This is a genomic window from Bradyrhizobium sp. LCT2, from assembly GCF_009931255.1.
Classification (GTDB): domain Bacteria; phylum Pseudomonadota; class Alphaproteobacteria; order Rhizobiales; family Xanthobacteraceae; genus Bradyrhizobium; species Bradyrhizobium diazoefficiens.
Genome location: NZ_CP034432.1, coordinates 8,532,610 through 8,554,110 on the forward strand (window position 1 = coordinate 8,532,610; position 21,501 = coordinate 8,554,110).

A 21,501-nucleotide genomic window follows, 5' to 3' on the forward strand; every position below is an offset into this window, starting at 1 on the left:
CCGCGGAGGCAGTCTGGATTGCTTCGTCGCTACAGCGCAAAGTTGCTACGCAATTTTGTCGCGAGCTCCTCGCAATGACGGCGGGGTGACCTTCAACGACAGGACAACGACACGATGTCCGTGACCACACTTCCCCCTCTCGCCCTGGCCCAGCGGCAGCCGTCCTGGCTGGTGCGCCTGTTCGACTACAAGCCGTTCCTGATCGTGATGTGCCTTGCGCCCGCGATCGGGCTGCTGGCGGTCTTCCTGACCTATCCGCTCGGCCTCGGCATCTGGCTCGCCTTCACCGACACCACGATCGGCCGCAAGGGCGACTATGTCGGCCTGGAAAACTTCCAGTATCTGCTCACCGACCCCCTGTGGTGGAACGCGGTATTCTACAGCGTGGTCTACACGGGCATAGCGACCTTCGGGAAGTTCGCGCTCGGCTTCTGGCTGGCGCTCCTGCTCAACAACCATTTTCCGTTCAAGAGCCTGCTGCGTGCGATCATCCTCCTGCCCTGGATCGTGCCGACCGTGCTCTCGGCGCTGGCGTTCTGGTGGATCTACGATCCGCAATTCTCGATCATCTCCTATCTCCTGGTCGACGTGCTGCACTGGCGGTCGAGCAACATCGACTTCCTCGGCTCGCCCTGGCCGGCGCGCTTCTCGCTGATCGTCGCCAATATCTGGCGCGGCATTCCCTTCGTCGCGATCTCGCTGCTGGCGGGCCTGCAGACCATCTCGCCCTCGCTCTACGAGGCCGCGATGCTCGACGGCGCCAGCGCCTGGCAGCGCTTCCGCTACATCACCTTCCCGATGATGATGCCGATCCTCGCCATCGTGATGACGTTCTCGATCATCTTCACCTTCACCGACTTCCAGCTCGTCTACGCCATCACCCGCGGCGGCCCCGGCAACTCCACCCATTTGCTGGCAACGCTGGCCTTCCAGCGCGGCATTGCCGGCGGCGAGCTCGGCGAAGGCGCCGCCATCGCGGTGTCGATGATCCCGTTCCTGGTGTTCGCGACGCTGTTCTCCTATTTCGGCCTGGCGCGCCGCAAATGGCAGCAGGGAGAGAGCAATGACTGATACCGTCGCGCAAGCCACACCCGACACCAAGGCGGCGCCCGACATCATGGCCTGGGATTCCGGGCTGCGGCGGCTGATGATGATCTACCTGCCGCTCGGCTGCTTCGTGCTGATCCTGCTGTTTCCGTTCTACTGGATGGCGATCACCTCGTTCAAGCCGAACGCCGAGCTGATGAACTACAAGGCGCACAATCCGTTCTGGATCTCCTCGCCGACGCTGGCGCACATCAAGCATCTCCTGTTCGACACCGCCTATCCGCGCTGGCTGTGGACGACGATGCTGGTCGCGATCGGCTCGACCACGCTGTCGCTGATCGCGAGCACGCTTGCCGCCTATGCGATCGAACGCCTGCGCTTCCGCGGCAGCCCCTATGTCGGCCTCGGCATCTATCTCGCCTACCTCGTGCCGCCGTCGATCCTGTTCATTCCGCTCGCCACCGTCGTGGTGCAGTTCGGCCTGTTCGACTCACCGATGGCGCTGATCCTGGTCTACCCGACCTTCCTGGTGCCATTCTGCACCTGGCTCCTGATCGGCTATTTCAAGTCGATCCCCTACGAGCTCGAGGAATGCGCGCTGGTCGACGGCGCGACGCGGCTCCAGATCCTGCGCAGGATCACGCTGCCGCTCGCCGTGCCCGGCCTGATCTCCGCCGGCATCTTCTCCTTCACGCTGTCCTGGAACGAGTTCATCTATGCGCTCGCCTTCATCCAGAGCGGCGCCAACAAGACCGTGCCGGTCGCGATCCTGACCGAGCTCGTCACCGGCGACGTCTACCAGTGGGGCGCGCTGATGGCGGGCTCGCTGCTCGGCTCGCTGCCGGTTGCGATCTTCTACTCGCTGTTCGTGGATTACTACGTGTCCTCGCTGACCGGCGCGGTAAAGGAGTAATCGGCGGTTGCACGCGACGATCGTGCAATCGCGATAGACTGCTCACTTCTTCCGTCCCATCATGTCACGGTGATGGCGGGTCGATCGCTGGCGCCGTCAATTTATCGCTCGAGAAAGCGAGAATTGCATGGGATCGCCAAATTCGTTATCGCGGCGCGGCTTTTGCCTGTGTTGCGTCGGCGGCGCCACGTTCGCCGCCTCCGCCGGATGGCTCACACCGCGCGAGGCCTACGCCGAGGCGCGCGGCCTCGTCAGCCTGATCAAGGACAGTGCGGCAATTTCTCCGATCACGGCCTCCAGGCTTCGCAACAATATCAGCGTGCTCGAAGGCTCCGGCGGCAACATCGCCGTCCTGACCGGGTCCGACGGCAAGCTCCTGGTCGATGCCGGCATCCGCGTGTCGCGCGCCCAGCTCACCAATGCGCTGGCCGGTCTCGGCACCGATCCCGTCACCCATCTCGTCAACACCCACTGGCATTTCGACCATGCCGACGGCAATGAGTGGCTGCATTCGGCCGGCGCGAAGATCATCGCACACGAGAACACCCGGAAGCACCTCCTCGGCGTTCAGCGCGTCGAAGACTGGGACTACAATTTCCTTCCGCTCGGACCCGGCGGGATTCCGAGCGAAGTGTTTGCCGGCAGCCACAAGCTCGGTCTCAACGGCGCCTCGATCAGCCTGAAATATTTCGGGCCCGCACACACCGACAGCGACGTCTCCGTCACCTTCGTGGAAGCCAACATCGTCCACGTCGGCGACACATTCTGGAACGGCATCTATCCGTTCATCGACTATTCGACCGGCGGCAGCATCGACGGGATGATCGCGGCATGCGACGCCAATCTCGCGGCGACCGACAAGGATACGATCATCATTCCCGGTCATGGCAAGCCGGTCAGCAACAAGGCCGAGCTTCAGGCGTTCCGCGACATGCTGGTCGCGATCCGCGACAACGTCGCCCGGCTGAAGGCGCAGGGACGCACCCGGGACGAAACCGTCGCGGCGAAGCCAACCGCGGCCTTCGACGCGCAATGGGGGCAGTTCGTGATCGACCCCGGCTTCTTCACCAGGCTGGTCTACCAAGGCGTTTGAGGAGCGGACGACTGACGTCCGACCACCGAGTTTAACGGGGAGACCGACATGAGCATCGCAGAATTCACACCGGCGCCAGCCCGGCTCGATCGGCGGCGCCTGATTCTCGGATTGTCCGGGATGGCTGTTGCCGCGGCTCCGCAGGCTGCATCGGCCAAGTCGCAAGCCGGCGCGCAAGGCGGCGGCTATCCGGTCGTCCATCATCGAACCACGACCGTCGACGGCATCAGGATCTTCTATCGCGAGGCGGGTCCGAAGGACGCACCTGCGGTACTGCTGTTGCACGGCTTCCCGACCTCGTCGCACATGTTTCGCAACCTGATCCCGGCACTGGCCGACCGCTACCACGTGATCGCTCCCGACTACCCCGGCTACGGCCAGAGCGACATGCCGCCGCGCGCGTCGTTCAAGTACACGTTCGACCGTTTCGGTGAGCTCGTCGACGGCCTGCTCGATCAGCTCGGCGTGACCCGCTATGCGATGTATGTCATGGATTACGGCGCTCCCGTGGGCTGGCGGCTGGCGCTCAAGCATCCCGAGCGCGTCAGCGGCCTGATCGTGCAGAACGGCAACGCCTATGACGAAGGGCTGAAGAAGTTCTGGGATCCGATCAAGCAATACTGGGCCGACGGATCCGATGCGAGCCGGCAGGCGTTGATGAAGCTCGTCACGCTGGAGACCACGAAATTCCAGTACACCGACGGCATGTCCGACGTCAGCCGGATTTCACCGGACAACTGGGTGCACGATCAGGCGCTGCTCGACCGTCCCGGCAACAGCGAAATCCAGATGGACCTGTTCTACGACTACCGGACCAATCTGCCGCTGTATCCCGCGGTGCAGGCCTACTTCCGCAAGCACAAGCCGCCGACACTGATCGTCTGGGGCAAGAACGATTTCATCTTTCCCGCCGACGGCGCCCATCCCTACAAACGCGACCTGCCCCAGGTGGAATTTCACCTCATCAACACCGGCCATTTCGCGCTCGAGGACAAGTTCGACGAAATGGTCCCGCTGATCCGCGACTTCCTCGCCCGCAAGATCGCCTGATCCTTTCGGAAGGAACGGCCATGTACGCCCCCCTCGACTGCATGGCCGTTCTGGCGGCCTCCACATTGTTTGCAGCGACTGCCGTCGCCCAGACCGCCAGAGACGTGCGTGGCCCCTCCCCGCTGGTTGCGATCGAAAACGAGGCGCCCGCCCGGCTGATCGTCGATCCGCCGCTCGCCGAGCAGTTGGCGCGAGGCCTCGTCTTCATCCAGTATGCGACGGAAAACCTGCGCGTGGTGCCGGTGTTCGGTAAGGGCGCGCTCGACGTATCGCCACGCATCGGCCACGTCCACGTTACGGTCGACGACGCGCCGTGGCATTTTGTCGATGCCAGTGGCGAGACCGTGATCGTGGTCGGACTGAAGCCGGGCCCGCACAAGGTGCTGTTCGAGCTGGCCGATCCCACACACCGCGTGATCGACAGCAAGACGGTCAGCTTCGAGATTCCACCACAGCCAAAGCCGGCGCCCTCGCCGGCGCGGTAAAGGAGTAGGACGAATTCAAGCCTGTGAGGCGCACGAAACGCGCCCGGATCGCGTTCTCGGGCGCCTTTACAGACGACGATCTGCTGCATAGGCTCCAGAACATTATTTTTTGATTTTTTGGAGCATTTGACATGAAGACATTGGTGTTGACCGTCATCGCTGTTCTGTTTCTCGTCCCCGTTGCGTCGAGCGCGCAGGCCCAAACCGGAACGTCGACTGCAACCAAGAAGAGCAGCAAGCAACCACAGACCAAAAATCTGCCGCGGTGCAGCCGCGCAAATCAGATGGCCGGCAAACCGTGTTACGGCGGGTAGCGCCGAGCAAGGAGTGACAAAACCCCGGCAACGCGCCGGGGCTTTGGCTGCGGCCTTTGGCCCGCTTTCACAAAACTGAAACAAGGGATCCGCATAAGGCATGCGTCCGCCAACAGGAGACGCACATGCGCGCGAGTTTTCTTGCCACCGTCGCTACGATCATTCTCACCGCGAGCACGGCGCTCGCGCAGAGCGAAGGTGAATTCCCGGCGAAGCTCGCCGGCCACGTGGTGATGCCGGCCGAATCGTTCATCGACGCGCCGGCGGATGCGCCCGCCGATCTCAAGACCTCCGGAAAGTACACCACCGGCAAGCGCGTCGACGCGCTCGGCACCGTGATGGGCAAGTCCTATGAGCGGGCGACCGGCGTATCGCTGCCGTTCAAGGGCCAGCCGCTCCAGGGCCATTCCGGCATCAAGACCATGCCCGACGGCAGCTTCTGGGTCATCACCGACAACGGCATGGGCGCGCGCGCCAACTCGCCGGACTCGATGCTGTATCTCAACCGCTACAAGATGGATTGGGCGAGCGGCAAGATCGAGCGGCAGGAGACGATCTTCCTGCACGATCCCGACAGACGCGTGCCGTTCCGCATCGTCCATGAGGACACGCAGAAGCGCTACCTCACCGGCTCCGACTTCGACACCGAAGGTTTCCAGATCATCGGCGATACTTTCTGGATCGGCGACGAGTTCGGCCCCTACATCCTCAAGGCCGACAAGACCGGCAAGATCCTCGGTGTGTTCGAGACGGTTGCCGACGGCAAGCCGGTGCGTTCGCCCGATCATTGGGCAGTGGCGACGCCGGGCGCGCCGGGCGCGACCTACACCAACGTCAACCTGCGCCGCTCCAAGGGGTTTGAGGGCTTTGCCTCGTCCAAGGACGGCAAATTCCTCTACGGCCTGCTCGAGGGGCCGCTGTGGGATTCCGACAAGAAGGACTGGGAGAAGGTCGACGGCAAGGAAGCTTCCCGCATCCTCGAATTCGACGTCGCCGCGGAAAAGTTCACCGGCCGCTACTGGCAATATGTGTTCGAGCAGAACGGCAACGCCATCGGCGACTTCAACATGATCGATCAGGCCTCCGGCCTCATCATCGAGCGCGACAATGGCGAAGGCACGGCCGACAAGGCCTGCCCGCAGGGCACTCGCGGCGACAACTGCTTCCCTGATCTCGCCAAATTCAAGCGCGTCTACAAGATCGAGCTCACCGAGGCCAACGTCGGCAAGCCCGTGCGCAAGATCGGCTATATCGACCTGTTGAAGATCCGGGATCCCGACAAGAAGGCGCGCAAGCCGCTGAACGACGGCGTCTACACCTTCCCGTTCTTCACCATCGAGAACGTCGATCGCGTCGACGACACCCACATCATCGTCGGCAACGACAACAACCTGCCGTTCTCGTCCAGCCGCGATCCCAACAAGGCCGACGACGACGAGTTCATGTTGCTCGAGGTCGCGGATTTTCTGAAGGCGAAGTAAGGCCCTTCTCTCTCAACACGGTCATCGCCCGGCTTGACCGGGCGATCCAGTACTCCGTGACAGGAGTACTTGAATCGAGAGGCCGCGGAGTACTGGATGCCCCGCCTTCGCGGGGCATGACAACGGAGCTACCTCACCGTAAACTCCACCGGGATCGAAAAGCTCATCGCGCCGTTCTTGATCTCGTCGGGAAACGGAGGGAACGGTGAGGCTTGGCGGATCATCGACATGGCCTGGGCGTCGAAGGCGGCAACGCCGGAGGAGCCGCCGAGACGGCTCGACGTGACCTGCCCGCTGCGGCCGAGGGTGAAGCTCAGCCGGGCCACGCCGCGCTGACCGCCGCCACCGGACGGATATTGGTGGAAACGCATCAGATGCGCGCGGACGCGTTGATTGTAGGACGCGATCGCCGAGGCCACCGCGCCCGCGCTCATCGCGGACGCCATGGGCGCCTCGCGCTCGGCGCGCGGCGGCGCGCTGGTGCGCGGCGCGGGCGTCGCCTCCGAGGGCTTTTTTGACTCGCGGCGAACGATCTTCGGCTTCTCCGGCACAGGCTTTTCAACCGGCACGATCTTCGCGGGCTCCGGCCTGGCTGGTGTCGGCTCCAGCTTCTGCTCAGGCGGCGCCACCACGTCAGGCTTGTCCTGCGGCGGTGTCGGCGCGATGGTCTCTTCGACGGCTTGCCGCTGCGCGGGCTCCGGCGGCGAAGCGTCGGCCTCCTGCATCACCGGCCCGGGCGCGACGTCGTCCGGCATTAGCTGCGGTGCCGAGGTCACCGACGCCATGTCGACCATGATCGCCGGGAGGCTGACACCATGCTCCGGTTGCGACTTAAGCCAGCTCATCGCAAGCAGCGCGGCAGCGACATGCAACGCCACGATCACCGCGGCGGAGACGCCCCAGCGGGCGCCCTCGCACTCGCCGAGCGGCTCGTGCAGGGCAAAGGCGCTCGCGGCCATCAGCCGCGTCCGTCGAGGCCGACCAGGGCGACCTTCAAGTAGCCGGCATTGCGCAAGCTGTTCATCACCTCCATCAGATCGCCATAGGAGACGGCCTTGTCGGCGCGGAGATAGATGCGCTCGTCCTTGCGGCCCCTGGTGGCGACGTCGAGCGAGGAACTGAGCGCCTCGCGAGCCACGACGTCTTCGCCGACGGCAATCGAGAGGTCCGGCTTCACGGTGACGAACACCGGCTTGTCCGGCCGCGGCGCCGGCTCGGCGGCGGTTGCCGGCAACTCGACGCCGATGTCGACGGTGGCGAGCGGTGCGGCCACCATGAAGATGATCAGCAGCACCAGCATCACGTCGATGAACGGCGTGACGTTGATCTCATGGATGACGTCGAGATCATCGGGGTCGGCGCGCTTGAGCGGCGATCCCGAACCTGCGCCGAGCTTCGCGGCCATGGCCTACTCCGCCGCCCGCGACAGGCGAAAATCGCGGTGGTCGCGCTCGCGACTCACCAGCAGCATCAGTTGTGCCGAGGCATCGCCAAGCAGCGCGCGGTAATTGGCGATGCCGCGGACGAGATGATTGTAGATCACGACCGCCGGGATCGCGGCCACGAGGCCGAGCGCGGTGGCGAGCAGCGCCTCCGCAATGCCGGGCGCAACCACCGCAAGGCTGGTGGTGTGGCTCTCGGAGATGCCGATGAAGGCGTTCATGATGCCCCACACCGTGCCGAACAGGCCGACAAACGGCGCGGTGGCGCCGATGGTCGCGAGCACGCCGGTGCCGCGCGCGATCTGCCGCGACATCGCCGCCTCGACCCGCTCCAGCCGCAGCGCCACGCGCTCCTGAAGACCGTCGTCGACAATGCCGCCGGAGAGCTCGGCCTCCTTCGCGCAGGACTGGATGAGCTGGGCAACCGCGTCATGCGCGTCCCCGGTCCGCGCCGCCGCCTCCGCCAGCTTCATCCGGCCCTCGAGCGCGCGCGTCCGCTGCACGGCAAGCACGCTCTTGCGGCGCAGCTCGACGGTCTTGGCGAGCCACACCGTCCACGTCACCAGCGAGGCGACGGCCAGCCCGATCATCACCGCCTTCACGATGATGTCGGCACCGAGGAACATGCCCCAGGGCGACAGATTACGCGGCAACAGCGCTTCGTCGATCGCGAAGGCCGGAGCCGGCGCGAGCGCCAGCGCGATGGTTAGGATCACGTGCCGAAGCCTGGAATTGCCTTGCATCCTGATCACCCGACAGACAGAAGGAAGCTATGCCGCGATCCGGCCCGAAAGCTGGCGAAACCGCACGAGCTGATCCGCACGCAGCGCCCGGGTCTCGTCGCGGCCGACGAAGACCTTGAACATGATGCCGCCGTCGGCATTGACGAAGGCGATGAAGGCCGAATTCTTGCCCATGAAGGGACGCTCGACGAAGGCGATGCCTGCGCAACGCTCATGGCGCAGATGGCCATGCAGGCCCTTCGGCTGCATCAGGTTGAAATAGCCGCGGCCGATCTCGCCCGCGGGAATTGATCCGGTGAATTCGAAGATCGCGTCATCCGTGTGCACGATCAGCGTGACCTCGCCCCATTGTGCGATGTCCTGCATGGCGGCGGCAAAATGCTCGCCGCCTCCCATGCGCACCATCGACGAGGGCAGCGCCTCGATCACCGCACGCGAGGTGACCTTGCGATCGCGCGCGACGTCCTCGATCACCGCGCCGGGATTGTCGGCCATGTACGCCTTGAGATCGGCGAGATCGGTGCTCAACATGTCCAGCTCCTCTCCTGCGTCGCGGCCTCAAGCGGCCGCGGCCTTGCCTTCGCTCTGGATCACCTCGAAGCCCTCGAACTTGGGATGGCCCAGATAGAGGCTCTCGCCGGTCCGATTGTCGGCGCGGGCATGGGCGCGGCGGAATTCCTCGGAGCGCGTCCAGGCCTCGAACGCCGCCTTGTCGACCCAGGTGGTGTGCGACGAGTAGAGCGTGTGGTCCTCGGCCTCGGGGCCCTTCAGGAGATGAAACTCGACGAAGCCCGACATGCTGCCGAGATAGGATTCGCGCGTGGCCCAGACCGTTTCGAACGCGGTCTCCGCGCCCTTCTTCACCTGGAAACGATTCATGGCGATGAACATAAAAGTCTCTCCTTCTGATCAAGATGACAACGCGCCGAAACCGCGCTGGAACATCAGCGCGGCCCGGCAGAGATTGCTGGCGTTGCGACGCCTGTCGGCTCACGCACCTCCAAAGTGGATCTTCATGCCGGCCTTGTAGACCCTGCCCGGTCCCGGGCTCGACCACAGCACGTCGTTCTGCGTGGTGCCGTCGGTCGAGCTGCCGGGAATGGCGTAAGGCCGGTAGTACTGGTTCAAGAGGTTGTCGATCGAGGCCGACAACACGATGTCCCTGGTCGCGTTGTAAGTCAGGTACAGGTTGACCAGCTCGTAGCCGGTCGCGGGCAGATAGCCGGCGGGCACGTCGTTGTTGGGACCGTACGAGGCCCACTGCGCCGTCAGGATCAGCGTACGATCGAGCAGGCGGACGCCGCCGGTCGTGACGACCTTGCGCGGGGTGATGGTCGCAAGCCCGATATTGGTCGCGACGTTCTTGCCCTGGATGTAGTGACCGGCAACACCGATGAACCAGTCGCCGGCATCGTACATCGTCTCCGCCTCGAAGCCCTGGATGCGAGCATTGGCGATGTTCTGGTACTGATAGAACTGGCTGAACGAGCCGAATGGCGGCACCGCGACCGGCGCCGAAGCAACGAGGTCGATGTAATCGCTGACATCGTTGCGGAACAGATTGATCTTGCCGCGGAACGAATCGTTGGCGCTGAAGATGTTGTCGTACTTCAGGTTGATGCCGACTTCCTTGTTCTTGCCGACCTCGGGGCGAAGGTTCGGGTTCGGCAGGAAGCAGAACAGGCCGCTGGTGCCGTCGGGACAGGGAAAGAAGGCCGGTCCGCCGCCGGTCGCATGCGCGCCGGAGATCACGGTCTCGGTGATCGAAGGGGCACGATAGCCCTCGGCATAGCTGACATAAGGCTGGAAGCCCGGGACCGGCGTCACGCCCAGGGTGATCTTCGGCGAGAAGCGGTCGCCGCCGCCGCTGGTCTTGCCGGAATCCAGGTCATAGCGATCGTAGCGAATCGCGCTCACCGCCTCGAACCAGGTGCTGTAATTCTGCTTCAACTGGAGGAAGCCGCCCGACACGGTGCGGATGCCGCTCGGCGTGGTGATGTTGGAATTGCCGCGGCTGTCGGTCGTGATCACGTCGTCCTGGAATGCGTCGACGCCCCAGGTGAGCGCATTGCGCCAGTCGCCGACATTGAAGCGTGTGGTGTTGTTGACGTCGATGCCATAGGTGTTGAGGACGTAGCCGCGCTTGTCGCCGACGCAGCCCGAGACGTTGTTGCCGAAGCCGCCGTTGCAATAGGTCGATGTGGTTGTGCCGTAGTGATAAGTCTTGGTCTGGTCGTTGTCGGTGCGATTGCCGTAGACCGACATATGCCAATCGAACAGATTGTCGCTCGGAAGCGAGTAGTTCCAGGTGATGGTCCCGGTGTAGTTCTTGGCATCGGACGCGTAGACCGACGACCCGCGATTCAACGCAATCAATGCCTGGGTGGTCGTCGGACCGCGATTGAACTGGCCGATGTCGTATTGATAATCCTGGAACACGGCGCCGAACTTGACCTCGTGACCGAGGGCCGGCCGCACCGTGAGCTTCATCAGCCCGCTCTCGACCTGGTTGCCGGTGTTGCCGATCTCGGTGCCGTTGCCGTCCTTGTAATTGCCCTGCGTGCGGTAGACCGCGCCGCCGAAGATATCGACATCGGGCGTGGCGCGCACGCCGCCGAACACCGAGCCGAGGCCGCGATTGTTGTTGGAGCCGTAGAATCCGGAGAGATCGACACCCCAGCGCTCGCCGGGACGCAGCACGTCGTTGATGTCCTTGGTGCGGAACGAGACCAGGCCGCCGATCGCGCCGGAGCCGTAGATATTGGCGGTCGGTCCCCGCACGACGTCGACGCCGCCGATCAATTCAGGATCGAGAAAGAAGGAGCCGTTGGCATTGTGGCCGGTGCGCTGATAGTTCTGCCGCGCGCCGTCGACGACGACCGCGACGCGGCCGAAATCCTGCAAGCCGCGAATGTTGATGACGGTCGCGGGATCGTCGCCGCGCTCCTGGAACGAAACACCGGGAACCGCATAGAAGATGTCCGACAGCCGGTTCGGCTGAAGACCCTGGATCTGGTCGAGCGAAATGGAGCTTACGGGCGCGAGCGCATCGATCGCGCGCTCCCTGGTCTTGGTTGCGGCGACCGTGATGGTGTCGAGCGTCTGCACCGGCGCGGCGCTGCCCGCCTGCGCACGGGCGTTCAAGACGTCAGGCGTTGCCTGCTGAGCGGCTAGCGGCTTGCGCTTGGCCTGCTTCGGCCGATCCGGCGACGCATGTTCGGCCTGCGGCGATGCGATCTGCGCGAGACCGCTCCCCGTCGTCACTGCCGCGATTGAAACCACCGACGCGCCCAAAATCAAGGCGCGCGAATACCTAGCCCCGTCAGCCATATCAGCCCCAGCCTGCACTTCACTTTAGTTTTTGGAGTCGTTTGGCTGGCGTGCGTTCGCAAAGCGAACGACTGGCTGGCTGATCTTCTTAAGACGCGGGCATGTTGCCCGCTGTCATGATTGGTAACGTGGCAACACTCTGACGGTCAATGACGTCTGGTTGCAGTTTATATCGATTGTAAATTTCCGCCGTTGGAATGCGCCCGATGCCGCCTATACAAACAGGCAGCATCTGAAATTTCGAAGGCGCATCACACGGGCAATGTCAGCAACATCCGGAGACAGCGGCAGCGGCGCGGCAGGGCCGGCAGAAAGTCCTTCCGCGACAACGAGAACCCTCACCGTGCGAGGGAGCCGGATCGACAGCCGCGAGCTCTTTGCGCACGAGCGCGAGATCACCATCGCGCATGGCGAGGACGCCTATCGCCTGCGTTTGACCTCGCAGAACAAGCTGATCTTGACGAAGTAACCTGCAATGACATTTTGCCGCACCCTCACACAGATCCTGCTGACCGGTACGATCGCAGTCGCATCCGCCGCACACGCCGCTGGGATCACCGTGCATGACGCCCGCAATCGCGACGTCGCTGTTGCCGACGTCGCACGCACGGTCTCGATCGGCGGCGCCATCACCGAGATCCTCTATGCGCTCGGGCTCGAGAGCCGGCTGGTCGGCGTGGACACCACGAGCCTTTATCCGGCGGCGGCGCTGCACGACAAACCCAACGTCGGCTACATGCGCCAGATCTCGGCCGAGGGCGTGCTCGGCCTCAATCCCACGCTGATCCTGGCGATCCAGGGATCGGGCCCGCGCGAGACCATGGACATCCTGGAGACGGCGAAGGTGCCGCTGGTGCTGGTGCCCAAAACCTTCTCCGAGGACGGCCTGATCGAGAAGATCAAGCTGGTCGGTCACGCCATGGGCGTGGATGCACGCGCCGAATGCCTCAGCGCCGCAGTCGGCGCCGATCTCGCCCAGCTCCGCGCGCTGCGCGCCAAGGTGAAAAAGCCGGTGCGCGTGATGTTCGTGATGTCGCTGCAGAACGGGCGTGCCATGGTCGCCGGCCACAAGACCGCAGCCGACGAGATCATCCAGCTCGCCGGCGCGGCGAACGCCGTCGACGATTACGACGGCTACAAGATCATCGGCGACGAGGCGATCGTGGCGGCAAAACCCGACGTGGTGCTGTCGATCGAGCGCGGCAACGAGTCGCTCCAGGCCGGCGCGGTCTATGCCCATCCCGGCTTCGCGCTGACGCCGGTCGCGGCCAACAAGAGCTTCATTACCATGGACGGGCTTTATCTGCTCGGCTTCGGGCCGCGCACGGCGGCGGCCGCGCGCGATCTCTCCGTAAAACTCTATCCGGCATTGGCCGACCAGGGCGGCGCGTTCACGTCGGCTCTGTCAGCGGCAAATTGCCGGCAATGAGCGTCGCGATCGGGGCCGAGGCGCGACGCCCGCAGCGCCACGCCGGCGCGAGACGGCGGTCCGCATCGTTCGCGATTCCTCTTCTGCTCGCGGTGCTCGCGGCCACCGCGGTCGTCGCACTGACCGTGGGCGCGGCCGGCATTCCCCTTTCCCGTCTACCTGCTGCGCTCGGCGTCATGAGCAGCACGACCGCCGATGCGATGACGGCGCGCGACCAGCTCGTGCTGTGGTCGATCCGCATTCCCCGGATTGCGGCGACCGCGATGGTCGGCGGGCTGCTCGCCGCGGCCGGCGCGATCATGCAGGGCCTGTTCCGCAATCCTCTCGCCGATCCGGCCCTGGTCGGCGTCTCCAGCGGCGGCGCGCTGGCCGCTGCAAGCGCGATCGTCTTCACGGACTCGCGTTTCGGCGAGACGTTGCGCGTCCTCCAGACCGAGCTGCTGCCGCTCGCCGCCTTCGCGGGCTCGCTGGCGACCACCGCGATCCTCTACGGCATCTCCAGCCGCTCGGGGCGGACCTCAATTGCGATCTTCCTGCTCGCCGGCGTCGCCATCACCGCCATCACCAATGCCGGCATTGGCTTGCTGGTGTTCATCGCCGACGACCGCCAGCTTCGCGACATCACATTTTGGCTGCTCGGCTCGATGAGCGGCGCGACCTGGACCAAGGCCGCGGTGCTCGCGCCGATCCTCGCCATCGGGCTTGCCGCCTGCGCCTTCATCGGACGCGGCCTCGATCTGCTGGTGCTTGGCGAGGCTGACGCCTTTCACGGCGGCGTCGACGTCGAGCGCCTCAAGCGGATCTCGATCGTCATGGTTTCCGCCATGACCGGGGTTGCGGTGTCGATCAGCGGCGTCATCGGCTTCGTCGGCATCGTCGTGCCGCATCTCCTTCGCCTCGTCATCGGACCGGCGCATCGCCTGCTGCTGCCGGCTTCGGTGCTGCTCGGCGCCATCCTGATGGTCGGCGCCGACACGCTGGCGCGCACCATCGTGGCGCCGGCGGAGATGCCGATCGGCATTCTGACCGCGGCGGTCGGCGCCCCGGTCTTCTTGGGGATCCTGCTGCGGCAACGCGGGCTCGCCTCGCTATGAGCACGGTGATCGAGGCGCGACACTTAAGCAAGCGCGCCGGCCGCGCGAAGCTGCTGGATGGCGTCGGCCTCACGGTTGCGGCCGGCGAGATGGTCGCCATCATCGGCCCGAACGGCGCCGGCAAGTCCACGCTGCTGCGGCTGCTCTCCGGCGACCTCCGTCCGAGCCAGGGCGAGGTACGGCTGAAGGAGCGCGACATCGGCAGCTACACGCCGCGCGAGCTTGCCGCGCGACGCGCGATGCTGTCCCAGCACATCAACGTCACCTTCCCCTTCACCGTCGAGGAGATCGTGCTGATGGGTGCGGGCGAGCGCAGCGCGCGCGAGGCAGGCAAGCTCGTCGATGCCGCGCTGGACGAGGTGGGGCTGGCGCATTTCCGCGAACGGCAATTGCCGACGCTGTCGGGCGGCGAGCAGCAGCGCACCCATTTCGCCCGCGTGCTGGTGCAGCTCGCCTGCGGCGAGGCCGAGCATGGACCGGGGCTTCTGTTGCTGGACGAGCCAACCTCGAGCCTGGATCTGCGCCACCAGATCGACCTCGTCCAGGCCGCGCGCCGCCGCGCTGGCACCGGCACCGCCGTGATCGCGATCCTGCACGATCTCAACCTGGCGATCCGCTTCGCCGACCGGCTGGTCGTGCTGAGCGGCGGCAAGCTCGCCGCCGACGGCCCGCGCACCGAGGTCGTCACGCGCGAGACCATCCGCGACATCTTCGAGATCGACGCCGTCGTCCACCAGGCCGACGGCGTTCCTTACGTGCTGCCGCAATCGATGCGGGCGGCTGCGTCTGCGGCGAGGATTTAACCCGCCGGCACGATCACCATGCCCTTGTCCTTCGGCCAGCGGATGCGCCAGGCGAAGTTGACGTCCCTGACCTCGCCGGGCTTGGCGTCGAACGACCATTCCAGCACGCCGCGCTTGTCGCGAATGTTGCTCGCGGTCGGCGGCGTGGTCGAGGGCAGCATCTCGACGACGATGTCCTCGTTCTCGCTGACCGGCAGCTGATCCTCGATCGCGACACGAATCGGAAAGTCGTGACCGTTGCGAACGGTGGTCTTGAACGAACGCTCGTCGGTCTTCGACGTCGTGACGAGCAAGCCGGCCGAGCCTTCGTTGCGCTTCAGCACAGCGCGCTCGATCTTGACCTTGTCGTCGGCGCCGAAGCCCAGCCGCACGATGTCGTCCTTGGCCGAGGCCGAGATCTTGCCGCGGCCGACGAAGACGCCGTCGCGATAGATCGCGACCTTGCCCGGCAGCAATGTCGCCTCATCGGTCTGCTTGAAGCTGGCTTCGAGGAACGCGGTCGGGTCCATCACAGGTGCCGCGCGCACGGCGAGGTCGGCCGGCACACTCATGGACGCGATACGCAGGCTCTTCGCGCCCTCGGCAGCGCCGAGGCTGACGCGGCCGGGAATCCTGAACGTGGCCTGGAAGTCGCCGATCTCGGCGACCGCCTGCTGCTCGTCGGCACGCTCACGCGGTTCAGGCGCTTCGGCGAGCTTGGACATGGGCTCGAACTGCGCCGAGCGCTGGCGGACAGTTGGCGCGGGCCGCGCCAGATCGGAGGCCGCACCGAGCGCCATTGGTTTCGGCGGTTGCGGATATTGCGCGACCAGCGAGCCCAGCTCCGGCGCACTGCCGCCGCGGCTGACGCGGACCGTGGAGACGCCAAGCGTGACGTTCGACCAGTCCTCGCCGGTCGACTGCGTGATTTCGGCACGGCGGACCAGCTCCAGCTGCGGCTTGCGGTCCTTGGCGCCGGTGTCGAGCCGGGCGTCGTAAAGCGGCAGCCAGCGCGCGTTACGCACATTGTAAGTGACCCGCAACGTCGCCTTGGCCGCGGCCGGCGCGGCGATGTCCATACGGACTTCGAGCTTGCTCGGCGGTTTGGCCTTGCGCTCGACTTCGAGCTGGGCGATCTGCCGATCGATCTCGCGCATCTTGCGCGTGGTGTCGCGAACGGCGGTATCGGCGCTCGCAATTTCCTCGCCGACCGCGGCGAAGGCCGTGCGCCATTCGGCGATCGGCCGCGCCTCGCCCTTGTCGCCGATGCCCGCGGGGGACGCTTCCGCAAAGTGCTCCGCAAATTTGCGCCGGGCATTGGCTGAGTCGATCGCGCCTTGCAGGTCGGCGCGCTGGTCGTTCAGGGCCTCGATGCGCTTGTCCAGCTCGGGCAGGTTGACCGGCGCCGCACGCGGCGTTCGCGCATCGATCGTGCCGATGGTGAGCTTTGCACCACCCTCACCCTCCACCCGGATGGAGGAGGTATCGAGACCAAGCGGGAAGTCCTTGGCAACGAGCGTCGAGTCACCGGACGGCAGGTCGACCGTGATGATGCGAGTGACGGTGGCACCATCCGGGTAAACCGTGACGGTATCGATGGCCGATGTGGCGTCCACATCGGCGGCCCATGACGGCAACGCGAATGCCGTGGTCACCAGAACCAGGCTCGTCGTCGCCAGACATTTCGCGGTGATGCGCATGAAGTCCCTCCTGCCGGTATCGCCGCGCCGCCAGCCGGACGCGCGATCAAATGCCTCGCCATCGTGGTGAGACGCGGCAGGGAAGGAACTGGTTCGATTGGGGTTTCCGTGGGGCGCCGCTGCGGCGGCACCATGGCCGCGGAACGCGTCGCGCGCCGAGCTTCACATTTGGGTCGGCGAACCCTGGCCGAAGATGCGGCGGAGCAGATCGGTCACGTTGCGGGCGCCGGCCTTCTTCAGAATGCTGGCACGGTAGCCCTCCACCGTCCGGGCGCTCAGATGCATGCGCCGGGCGATCTCCTTGTTGGTGAGGCCGACCGCAAGGTGCTCGAGCACGTCGCCTTCGCGCGCCGTCAGGGGCTCGCAGCCGGACAACCAGCGCTGGCGGTTTGAGTTGGGCTGCCCGAACTCGTCGATGGCGGCATCGATCCGGTTGACGACGTCGCGGGTGCGGAACGGCTTTTCGATGAAGTCGGCCGCGCCGCTCTTGATCGCGTCGACTGCCATGGCGATGCTGCCGTTCGCCGAAGTCACCAGGACCGGCGCCATGCAATTCTCCTCGCGCAGCCGCCTGAGCACGTCGAGGGCGGAGCGATCCGGCGGCATCTCGAGCAGCACGCAGGCCGGCATCCGCGCCCTCGCTTCCGAGAGCAGGGACGCGCCGTCGGCGAAGCAGATCACGTCATAGGCGCTCTGTTGGAGCGCGGCGGAAAGTTGTTCGCGGGAGGCGGCGTCGGTGTCGATGACGAATACCTCGCCCTTGGAAAGCATGTTCCCCGGCATAATCCCGATCCAGCAATGTCTTGGTCAAATGATCCGAGACGGCCGGGGCCTCATCGCGCCCGGCGTCATGAGCACGGCATTCACGCCCGTGCTTCGGTTTCCCTTATGTATGTTCCGTCATGTTCCCGGATTTGACGGAACGGGACAGAAACTTTACATTTCGGGACATCTGCGGGAATGGCTGGCAGGAACGGTTTGCATGACCGACCTCATTCGCAGCGCAGGCTTGAGCTATTACCCGGAGGTCGCCCGGTCGGTCGGGCTCGACCCCAAACAGATGATGCGCAAGGTCAGGCTGCCGCTGACCTGCCTCGACAAGCCGGATACCCCCATTGCCGTGACCGGCCTGCGCCGCCTGCTCGAACTATCGGCACAGATGTCCGGCGCCGAAGATTTCGGCTTGCGCCTCGCCGAACGCGGCGGCCTGACCAACTTCGGCGCGGTCGGCCTGATCGTGCGCGAACAGGCGACCGTCGGCGAAGCGATCGAGGCGTTTTCGCGTTTCATCCATATCCATCATGACGGCATGCGGCTTGACGTTGCACGCAACAAGCAGACCGTGACCGTCGCACTGCATCTGCGCGGACGGCAGCCGAGCGCGCCGCGCCAGTCGATCGACATGGCGCTCGGCAGCGTCCACCGCATCATCCAGTCGCTGTTCGGTCATGACTGGCGGCCGCAGGAGGTGCATCTGCATTATCCGCCGCCGCACGACCGCAAGCGCTACCGCGACTTCTTCGGCTGCCGCGTGACGTTCAACGCCGAGGACGACGCGATCCTGCTGTCGGTGCACGACATGGAGCGCCGGATCCCGAGCGCGCATCCGCTGATCGCGAGCTATCTGCGCAAGCGGATCGAGGCGATCGAGACGCGTCCGGCAAGCTGGGAGGAGAAGGTCGACGAGGTCGTGCGCCTGCTGCTCGCCAGCGGCGACTGCACGGTCGAGCGCGTGGCCGAGCATCTCGCCTGCACCCGCCGCACTATCCACCGCCACCTCGCCGCGTCAGGCACCAGCTTCTCGGCCATCCTCGACGCGCAGCGCGCCGATCTCGTCGTCAAATTGATCGACGACCCCGGCCGGCCGCTGGCCGATATCGCCGCGCAGCTCGGCTTCTCCGCGCAAAGCGCGATGGCCCGCTGGTTCCGCGGCCGCTTCGGCTGCACCATCACCGCATGGCGCAAGGGCGTGCGCCCGTTGGCCAAGCCGGCCGACGTGCCTTCGGCATCCGCGGCTTAGCTCTATCGTGCCGGAGCGGGCAGGCCCATGATGGCCAGTGCGCGCCGGCTGTTGCCGGCGAGCAGCGGGCCGAACGCAATCGCAAAGCCGAGGAACGCGACGACCCAGCCGCAGGCGGCAATGTGCAGCAGTGCATCGGCATGCGCAGGCCACACCACGGCAGCAACCCGCGCCAGCGCCGCGGCGATGATCGCGACGTAGATACCTTGTGTCGCCGGCGAGGCCGTCAGGGTCTGTCCGGTGTGGCCGAGGCTCGCACGCGTCATCACCGCGAGCGTCATCGTTCCGGCGGCGCCCGCCATCCAGGCGTGAATCCCCGCGCTCGGCGGCAACGCACCGAACACGGCCAACGCATGCAGGAGGAAACCGAGCGGCACGAAGACATAGCCGACATGCAGGATCAGGAGCAGCCGCTCGCGCGAGGTGCGGTCGCCAGCCCAGCGCGCAAGCCGCACCAGATGCAGCACGCCGACGAGCGCCATCGCGGCACCGGTCACCACATTCAACGGCGCCACGATCCACGAGATCAGCGCCAACGCGCTCAATGCGATCACCGCGCCATCGAAGCGGCCGAACGGGACCGGCAGGCGGCCGGGATTGAACTTGACCAGCCAGTTGCGGGTGAAGCTCGGAATGATGCGGCCTCCGATCAGCGCGATCAGCAGCACGACCACGCCGATGCCGACGCGGATGCTGATATCGGCCGCGCCCGCGTAGTGCGCTTCGAGATGAAAGCCGACATTGCCGGTGAGCAGCACGAGCACCAGGATCACCACGGGAAGGTTGCGCCAATTGCCGCCCGCGATGATCTCGCGCGTCGCGGCGGCGACGACCAGCGCCAGGAACGCGGCATCGACGACAAGCGCGAACGCCCAGCCGACCTCGGCGGACAGCGTCACCGCGAGGCGGCCGGCCAGCCACACCGCCAGCAACGCGCCCAGCGACGTGCCCTGGATCGGCAGCCGCCCGGTCCAGTTCGGGATCGCCGTGAACAGGAACCCGGTGATGACCGCCGGCAGGAAGCCATAGAGCATCTCGTGGACGTGCCAGTCGCGCGGCGCGAAGGCTGACGTCACCGACAATTCGCCGTAGAACATCGGCAGCCAGGCCAGGATCGAGAGCCCTGCCTGGATGGCGGCGAGCAGGAAAAAGGGCCGAAAGCTGTTCGCGAACAGCGGCCAGCCCGCAAAGTTGCGGGATCGGGCGCCAGCCATGGGGGCAACTCCTGTAAATTCAGACCGTTGCTTGGAAAAATACTGCCGCCCCGGCCGGCGGGTTTTGCGCTATCGCAAACTACCGGACGATTGCAGGTGCCATCACACTCCAGAGCGCCAAGGAGGCAGAATGGCCAAGGTCGACACATCGCTGGTTGCGCATTTGCCGCTGTTTGCCGGGGTCACGCCGGAAGCCCTGGACGAGATCCTGCGCGAGGCCCGCTCGGCGCGCTATCCCAAGAACAGCGCCATCTTCGAGCAGGGCGCAGACGCGCAGTCCTTCTTCCTGCTGCTGCACGGCCATGTCCGCGCGGCCAAGACCACGCCGACCGGCGAGCAGATCGTGGTGCGCTACGTCGCGCCCGGCGAGACTTTCGGGCTCGCGATGGCGATCGGAGCCGGGCGCTACCCCGCGACTGCGATGGCTGTCGACGACAGCGTGGTGCTGATCTGGCCGACCTCGGCCTGGCCGCGGCTGGTCGAGCGGTTTCCGGCGCTCGCCGCCAACACGCTCCAGACCGTCGGCACGCGGCTCCAGGAGAGCCACACCCGCATCCTGGAAATGTCGACCCAGCAAGTCGAACAACGCATCGCGCATGCGCTGCTGCGCCTCGCCAAGCAATCCGGCAAGAAGCTCGACCACGGCATCGAGATCGACTTCCCGATCAGCCGCCAGGACATCGCGCAGATGACCGGCACCACGCTGCACACCGTGAGCCGCATCCTGAGCGGCTGGGAACAGCAGGGCCTCGTCGAGAGCGGCCGCCAGCGCATCATCCTGCGCGAACCGCACAGGATCGTCGTGCTGGCGGAGCGGAGTCCCGACAGCGGCGCGCCATGAGGGCTGCGCCGGCAGGTTCACCCTGCTCCCGAAGATTGGGGTGAGAGCCGCTTTCGCTTACGGCGAAAGCGCTCCCTCACCCGGGAATCCGCACGCGGCCCGCGCGAATTCCAGACCGTCTCACGCCGGCACGCAGTCGCAGAGCGCGGCGAGGAATTTGTCGCGGTCGATGCCGTGCTCGCGGCAGGCGTCTTCCACCGTGTGGAAGGTTGCGATCGGGCAGCCGACGCAGGCCAGCCTGAAAGCAAGAAACACGCGGATCGTGTGCGGCGCCGTGCGCATGATGTCATCGACCAGATCGTCGGATCCAAAAGGCATGGACAACTCCGTTCCGAAACGACGATAGCGGAGCGGGCTGTGGTTTCTTTGTTGGAGCGCAAGCTGTTGCCAGTTCCTCGGCTCGTCATTCCGGGGCGCGCCACCGAACCCGGGTTTACCCGAGTTCGGAAGACTCTAAGATCCAAGTCGGCAACAGCCGACTTGGATGGCGCGAACCCGGAATCCATCGGGCAGCAAGCTGTGC

At 65.4% G+C, this 21,501-nt stretch carries 23 protein-coding genes; 13 read left to right on the top strand and 10 right to left on the bottom strand.

Annotated elements, in window-relative coordinates; all coding sequences use genetic code 11:
- The first annotated feature begins 114 nt into the window (after nucleotides 1-114).
- The 7 genes from EI171_RS40295 to EI171_RS40325 all read left to right on the top strand — a co-directional run bounded on the left by EI171_RS40295 (nucleotide 115) and on the right by EI171_RS40325 (nucleotide 6,383).
- Nucleotides 115-1,071: a carbohydrate ABC transporter permease gene (locus EI171_RS40295; RefSeq protein WP_011089802.1), complete on the top strand. Its 957-nt coding sequence runs from the start codon at nucleotides 115-117 to the stop codon at nucleotides 1,069-1,071.
- Entirely contained in the window at nucleotides 1,064-1,960 is an 897-nt protein-coding gene (locus EI171_RS40300; protein WP_161536513.1) for a carbohydrate ABC transporter permease, read from the top strand. Before EI171_RS40295 ends, EI171_RS40300 begins: the two co-directional genes overlap by 8 nt.
- Nucleotides 1,961-2,087: 127 nt before the next feature.
- Nucleotides 2,088-3,053: an MBL fold metallo-hydrolase gene (locus EI171_RS40305; protein WP_161536514.1), complete on the top strand. Its 966-nt coding sequence runs from the start codon at nucleotides 2,088-2,090 to the stop codon at nucleotides 3,051-3,053.
- A gap of 48 nt (nucleotides 3,054-3,101) precedes the next feature.
- A complete protein-coding gene (locus EI171_RS40310) occupies nucleotides 3,102-4,103 on the top strand; it encodes an alpha/beta fold hydrolase (protein WP_011089805.1) in 1,002 nt (333 codons plus the stop codon).
- A 20-nt stretch (nucleotides 4,104-4,123) separates the two neighbouring features.
- Nucleotides 4,124-4,588, top strand: a complete 465-nt coding sequence (locus EI171_RS40315) for a DUF6130 family protein (RefSeq protein ID WP_060910289.1) — start codon at nucleotides 4,124-4,126, stop codon at nucleotides 4,586-4,588.
- Nucleotides 4,589-4,719: 131 nt separating this feature from the next.
- Entirely contained in the window at nucleotides 4,720-4,902 is a 183-nt protein-coding gene (locus tag EI171_RS40320) for a hypothetical protein (protein ID WP_028173058.1), read from the top strand.
- Nucleotides 4,903-5,027: 125 nt separating this feature from the next.
- Nucleotides 5,028-6,383 (top strand): esterase-like activity of phytase family protein, encoded by a 1,356-nt coding sequence (locus EI171_RS40325; protein ID WP_161536515.1) that lies wholly within the window; start codon nucleotides 5,028-5,030, stop codon nucleotides 6,381-6,383.
- Between the two features lie 128 nt (nucleotides 6,384-6,511).
- On the opposite strand, the gene EI171_RS40330 is transcribed toward EI171_RS40325, so the two are convergent.
- From EI171_RS40330 to EI171_RS40355, 6 genes are all read right to left on the bottom strand, one after another.
- Entirely contained in the window at nucleotides 6,512-7,342 is an 831-nt protein-coding gene (locus tag EI171_RS40330; protein WP_161536516.1) for an energy transducer TonB, read from the bottom strand.
- Nucleotides 7,342-7,788, bottom strand: coding sequence for a TonB system transport protein ExbD (exbD, locus tag EI171_RS40335; protein ID WP_161536517.1), 447 nt, complete (start codon nucleotides 7,786-7,788; stop codon nucleotides 7,342-7,344). Before exbD ends, EI171_RS40330 begins: the two co-directional genes overlap by 1 nt.
- Nucleotides 7,789-7,791: 3 nt before the next feature.
- Nucleotides 7,792-8,568, bottom strand: a complete 777-nt coding sequence (exbB, locus tag EI171_RS40340) for a tonB-system energizer ExbB (protein ID WP_161536518.1) — start codon at nucleotides 8,566-8,568, stop codon at nucleotides 7,792-7,794.
- 27 nt (nucleotides 8,569-8,595) lie between these two features.
- Nucleotides 8,596-9,099, bottom strand: a complete 504-nt coding sequence (gene hutX / locus EI171_RS40345) for a heme utilization cystosolic carrier protein HutX (RefSeq protein ID WP_161536519.1) — start codon at nucleotides 9,097-9,099, stop codon at nucleotides 8,596-8,598.
- Between the two features lie 27 nt (nucleotides 9,100-9,126).
- Nucleotides 9,127-9,459, bottom strand: a complete 333-nt coding sequence (locus EI171_RS40350) for an antibiotic biosynthesis monooxygenase (RefSeq protein WP_161536520.1) — start codon at nucleotides 9,457-9,459, stop codon at nucleotides 9,127-9,129.
- A gap of 99 nt (nucleotides 9,460-9,558) precedes the next feature.
- Nucleotides 9,559-11,898 carry a TonB-dependent hemoglobin/transferrin/lactoferrin family receptor gene (locus EI171_RS40355; RefSeq protein WP_202633071.1) on the bottom strand — a complete coding sequence of 780 codons (2,340 nt, stop codon included), beginning with the start codon at nucleotides 11,896-11,898 and terminating at the stop codon, nucleotides 9,559-9,561.
- Between the two features lie 262 nt (nucleotides 11,899-12,160).
- Here EI171_RS40355 and EI171_RS46265 point away from each other — a divergent pair, with 262 nt between their 5' ends.
- From EI171_RS46265 to EI171_RS40375, 4 genes are read left to right on the top strand one after another with little or no spacing between them, the layout of a single operon-like run.
- Entirely contained in the window at nucleotides 12,161-12,367 is a 207-nt protein-coding gene (locus EI171_RS46265; protein ID WP_246740395.1) for a hemin uptake protein HemP, read from the top strand.
- Nucleotides 12,368-12,373: 6 nt separating this feature from the next.
- Complete coding sequence (locus EI171_RS40365; RefSeq protein WP_161536522.1) at nucleotides 12,374-13,327, top strand: hemin ABC transporter substrate-binding protein; 954 nt, start codon at nucleotides 12,374-12,376, stop codon at nucleotides 13,325-13,327.
- A complete protein-coding gene (locus EI171_RS40370; RefSeq protein WP_161536523.1) occupies nucleotides 13,324-14,421 on the top strand; it encodes an iron ABC transporter permease in 1,098 nt (365 codons plus the stop codon). The genes EI171_RS40365 and EI171_RS40370 overlap by 4 nt, the downstream gene beginning before the upstream one ends.
- Nucleotides 14,418-15,224 carry a heme ABC transporter ATP-binding protein gene (locus EI171_RS40375; RefSeq protein ID WP_161536524.1) on the top strand — a complete coding sequence of 269 codons (807 nt, stop codon included), beginning with the start codon at nucleotides 14,418-14,420 and terminating at the stop codon, nucleotides 15,222-15,224. Before EI171_RS40370 ends, EI171_RS40375 begins: the two co-directional genes overlap by 4 nt.
- Here EI171_RS40375 and EI171_RS40380 read toward each other — a convergent pair.
- Both EI171_RS40380 and EI171_RS40385 read right to left on the bottom strand, forming a co-directional pair.
- Entirely contained in the window at nucleotides 15,221-16,903 is a 1,683-nt protein-coding gene (locus EI171_RS40380) for a mucoidy inhibitor MuiA family protein (RefSeq protein WP_161536525.1), read from the bottom strand. The genes EI171_RS40375 and EI171_RS40380 overlap by 4 nt on opposite strands.
- Nucleotides 16,904-17,065: 162 nt before the next feature.
- Complete coding sequence (locus EI171_RS40385) at nucleotides 17,066-17,686, bottom strand: response regulator transcription factor (RefSeq protein ID WP_161536526.1); 621 nt, start codon at nucleotides 17,684-17,686, stop codon at nucleotides 17,066-17,068.
- Between the two features lie 199 nt (nucleotides 17,687-17,885).
- Between EI171_RS40385 and EI171_RS40390 the strand changes: the two genes are divergently transcribed.
- On the top strand, nucleotides 17,886-18,923 hold the full coding sequence (locus EI171_RS40390; protein WP_060910280.1) for an AraC family transcriptional regulator: 1,038 nt from the start codon (nucleotides 17,886-17,888) through the stop codon (nucleotides 18,921-18,923).
- 2 nt (nucleotides 18,924-18,925) lie between these two features.
- Here the strand turns inward: EI171_RS40390 and EI171_RS40395 are convergent, their stop codons facing one another.
- The gene (locus EI171_RS40395; protein WP_161536527.1) at nucleotides 18,926-20,137 is read right to left on the bottom strand and encodes an NnrS family protein; all 1,212 of its coding nucleotides are present in this window, start codon (nucleotides 20,135-20,137) and stop codon (nucleotides 18,926-18,928) included.
- A 130-nt stretch (nucleotides 20,138-20,267) separates the two neighbouring features.
- On the opposite strand from EI171_RS40395, the gene EI171_RS40400 reads away from it, so the two are divergent.
- Entirely contained in the window at nucleotides 20,268-20,978 is a 711-nt protein-coding gene (locus EI171_RS40400; protein ID WP_011089821.1) for a Crp/Fnr family transcriptional regulator, read from the top strand.
- Nucleotides 20,979-21,098: 120 nt separating this feature from the next.
- On the opposite strand, the gene EI171_RS40405 is transcribed toward EI171_RS40400, so the two are convergent.
- Entirely contained in the window at nucleotides 21,099-21,296 is a 198-nt protein-coding gene (locus tag EI171_RS40405) for a DUF1858 domain-containing protein (RefSeq protein ID WP_011089822.1), read from the bottom strand.
- Nucleotides 21,297-21,501: the final 205 nt, after the last annotated feature.

Bases quoted from the DNA above. Each gene is read 5' to 3' on its own strand.
- exbB (WP_161536518.1), bottom strand. From the start codon at position 8,568: ATGCAAGGCAATTCCAGGCTTCGGCACGTGATCCTAACCATCGCGCTG.
- EI171_RS40320 (WP_028173058.1), top strand. From the start codon at position 4,720: ATGAAGACATTGGTGTTGACCGTCATCGCTGTTCTGTTTCTCGTCCCC.
- EI171_RS40400 (WP_011089821.1), top strand. From the start codon at position 20,268: ATGGCCAAGGTCGACACATCGCTGGTTGCGCATTTGCCGCTGTTTGCC.
- EI171_RS46265 (WP_246740395.1), top strand. From the start codon at position 12,161: ATGTCAGCAACATCCGGAGACAGCGGCAGCGGCGCGGCAGGGCCGGCA.
- EI171_RS40375 (WP_161536524.1), top strand. From the start codon at position 14,418: ATGAGCACGGTGATCGAGGCGCGACACTTAAGCAAGCGCGCCGGCCGC.
- EI171_RS40295 (WP_011089802.1), top strand. From the start codon at position 115: ATGTCCGTGACCACACTTCCCCCTCTCGCCCTGGCCCAGCGGCAGCCG.
- EI171_RS40405 (WP_011089822.1), bottom strand. From the start codon at position 21,296: ATGCCTTTTGGATCCGACGATCTGGTCGATGACATCATGCGCACGGCG.
- EI171_RS40315 (WP_060910289.1), top strand. From the start codon at position 4,124: ATGTACGCCCCCCTCGACTGCATGGCCGTTCTGGCGGCCTCCACATTG.
- EI171_RS40365 (WP_161536522.1), top strand. From the start codon at position 12,374: ATGACATTTTGCCGCACCCTCACACAGATCCTGCTGACCGGTACGATC.
- EI171_RS40395 (WP_161536527.1), bottom strand. From the start codon at position 20,137: ATGGCTGGCGCCCGATCCCGCAACTTTGCGGGCTGGCCGCTGTTCGCG.
- EI171_RS40300 (WP_161536513.1), top strand. From the start codon at position 1,064: ATGACTGATACCGTCGCGCAAGCCACACCCGACACCAAGGCGGCGCCC.
- EI171_RS40390 (WP_060910280.1), top strand. From the start codon at position 17,886: ATGACCGACCTCATTCGCAGCGCAGGCTTGAGCTATTACCCGGAGGTC.
- EI171_RS40370 (WP_161536523.1), top strand. From the start codon at position 13,324: ATGAGCGTCGCGATCGGGGCCGAGGCGCGACGCCCGCAGCGCCACGCC.
- EI171_RS40325 (WP_161536515.1), top strand. From the start codon at position 5,028: ATGCGCGCGAGTTTTCTTGCCACCGTCGCTACGATCATTCTCACCGCG.
- EI171_RS40305 (WP_161536514.1), top strand. From the start codon at position 2,088: ATGGGATCGCCAAATTCGTTATCGCGGCGCGGCTTTTGCCTGTGTTGC.
- exbD (WP_161536517.1), bottom strand. From the start codon at position 7,788: ATGGCCGCGAAGCTCGGCGCAGGTTCGGGATCGCCGCTCAAGCGCGCC.
- EI171_RS40330 (WP_161536516.1), bottom strand. From the start codon at position 7,342: ATGGCCGCGAGCGCCTTTGCCCTGCACGAGCCGCTCGGCGAGTGCGAG.
- EI171_RS40310 (WP_011089805.1), top strand. From the start codon at position 3,102: ATGAGCATCGCAGAATTCACACCGGCGCCAGCCCGGCTCGATCGGCGG.
- EI171_RS40385 (WP_161536526.1), bottom strand. From the start codon at position 17,686: ATGCCGGGGAACATGCTTTCCAAGGGCGAGGTATTCGTCATCGACACC.
- EI171_RS40355 (WP_202633071.1), bottom strand. From the start codon at position 11,898: ATGGCTGACGGGGCTAGGTATTCGCGCGCCTTGATTTTGGGCGCGTCG.
- EI171_RS40350 (WP_161536520.1), bottom strand. From the start codon at position 9,459: ATGTTCATCGCCATGAATCGTTTCCAGGTGAAGAAGGGCGCGGAGACC.
- EI171_RS40380 (WP_161536525.1), bottom strand. From the start codon at position 16,903: ATGCGCATCACCGCGAAATGTCTGGCGACGACGAGCCTGGTTCTGGTG.
- hutX (WP_161536519.1), bottom strand. From the start codon at position 9,099: ATGTTGAGCACCGATCTCGCCGATCTCAAGGCGTACATGGCCGACAAT.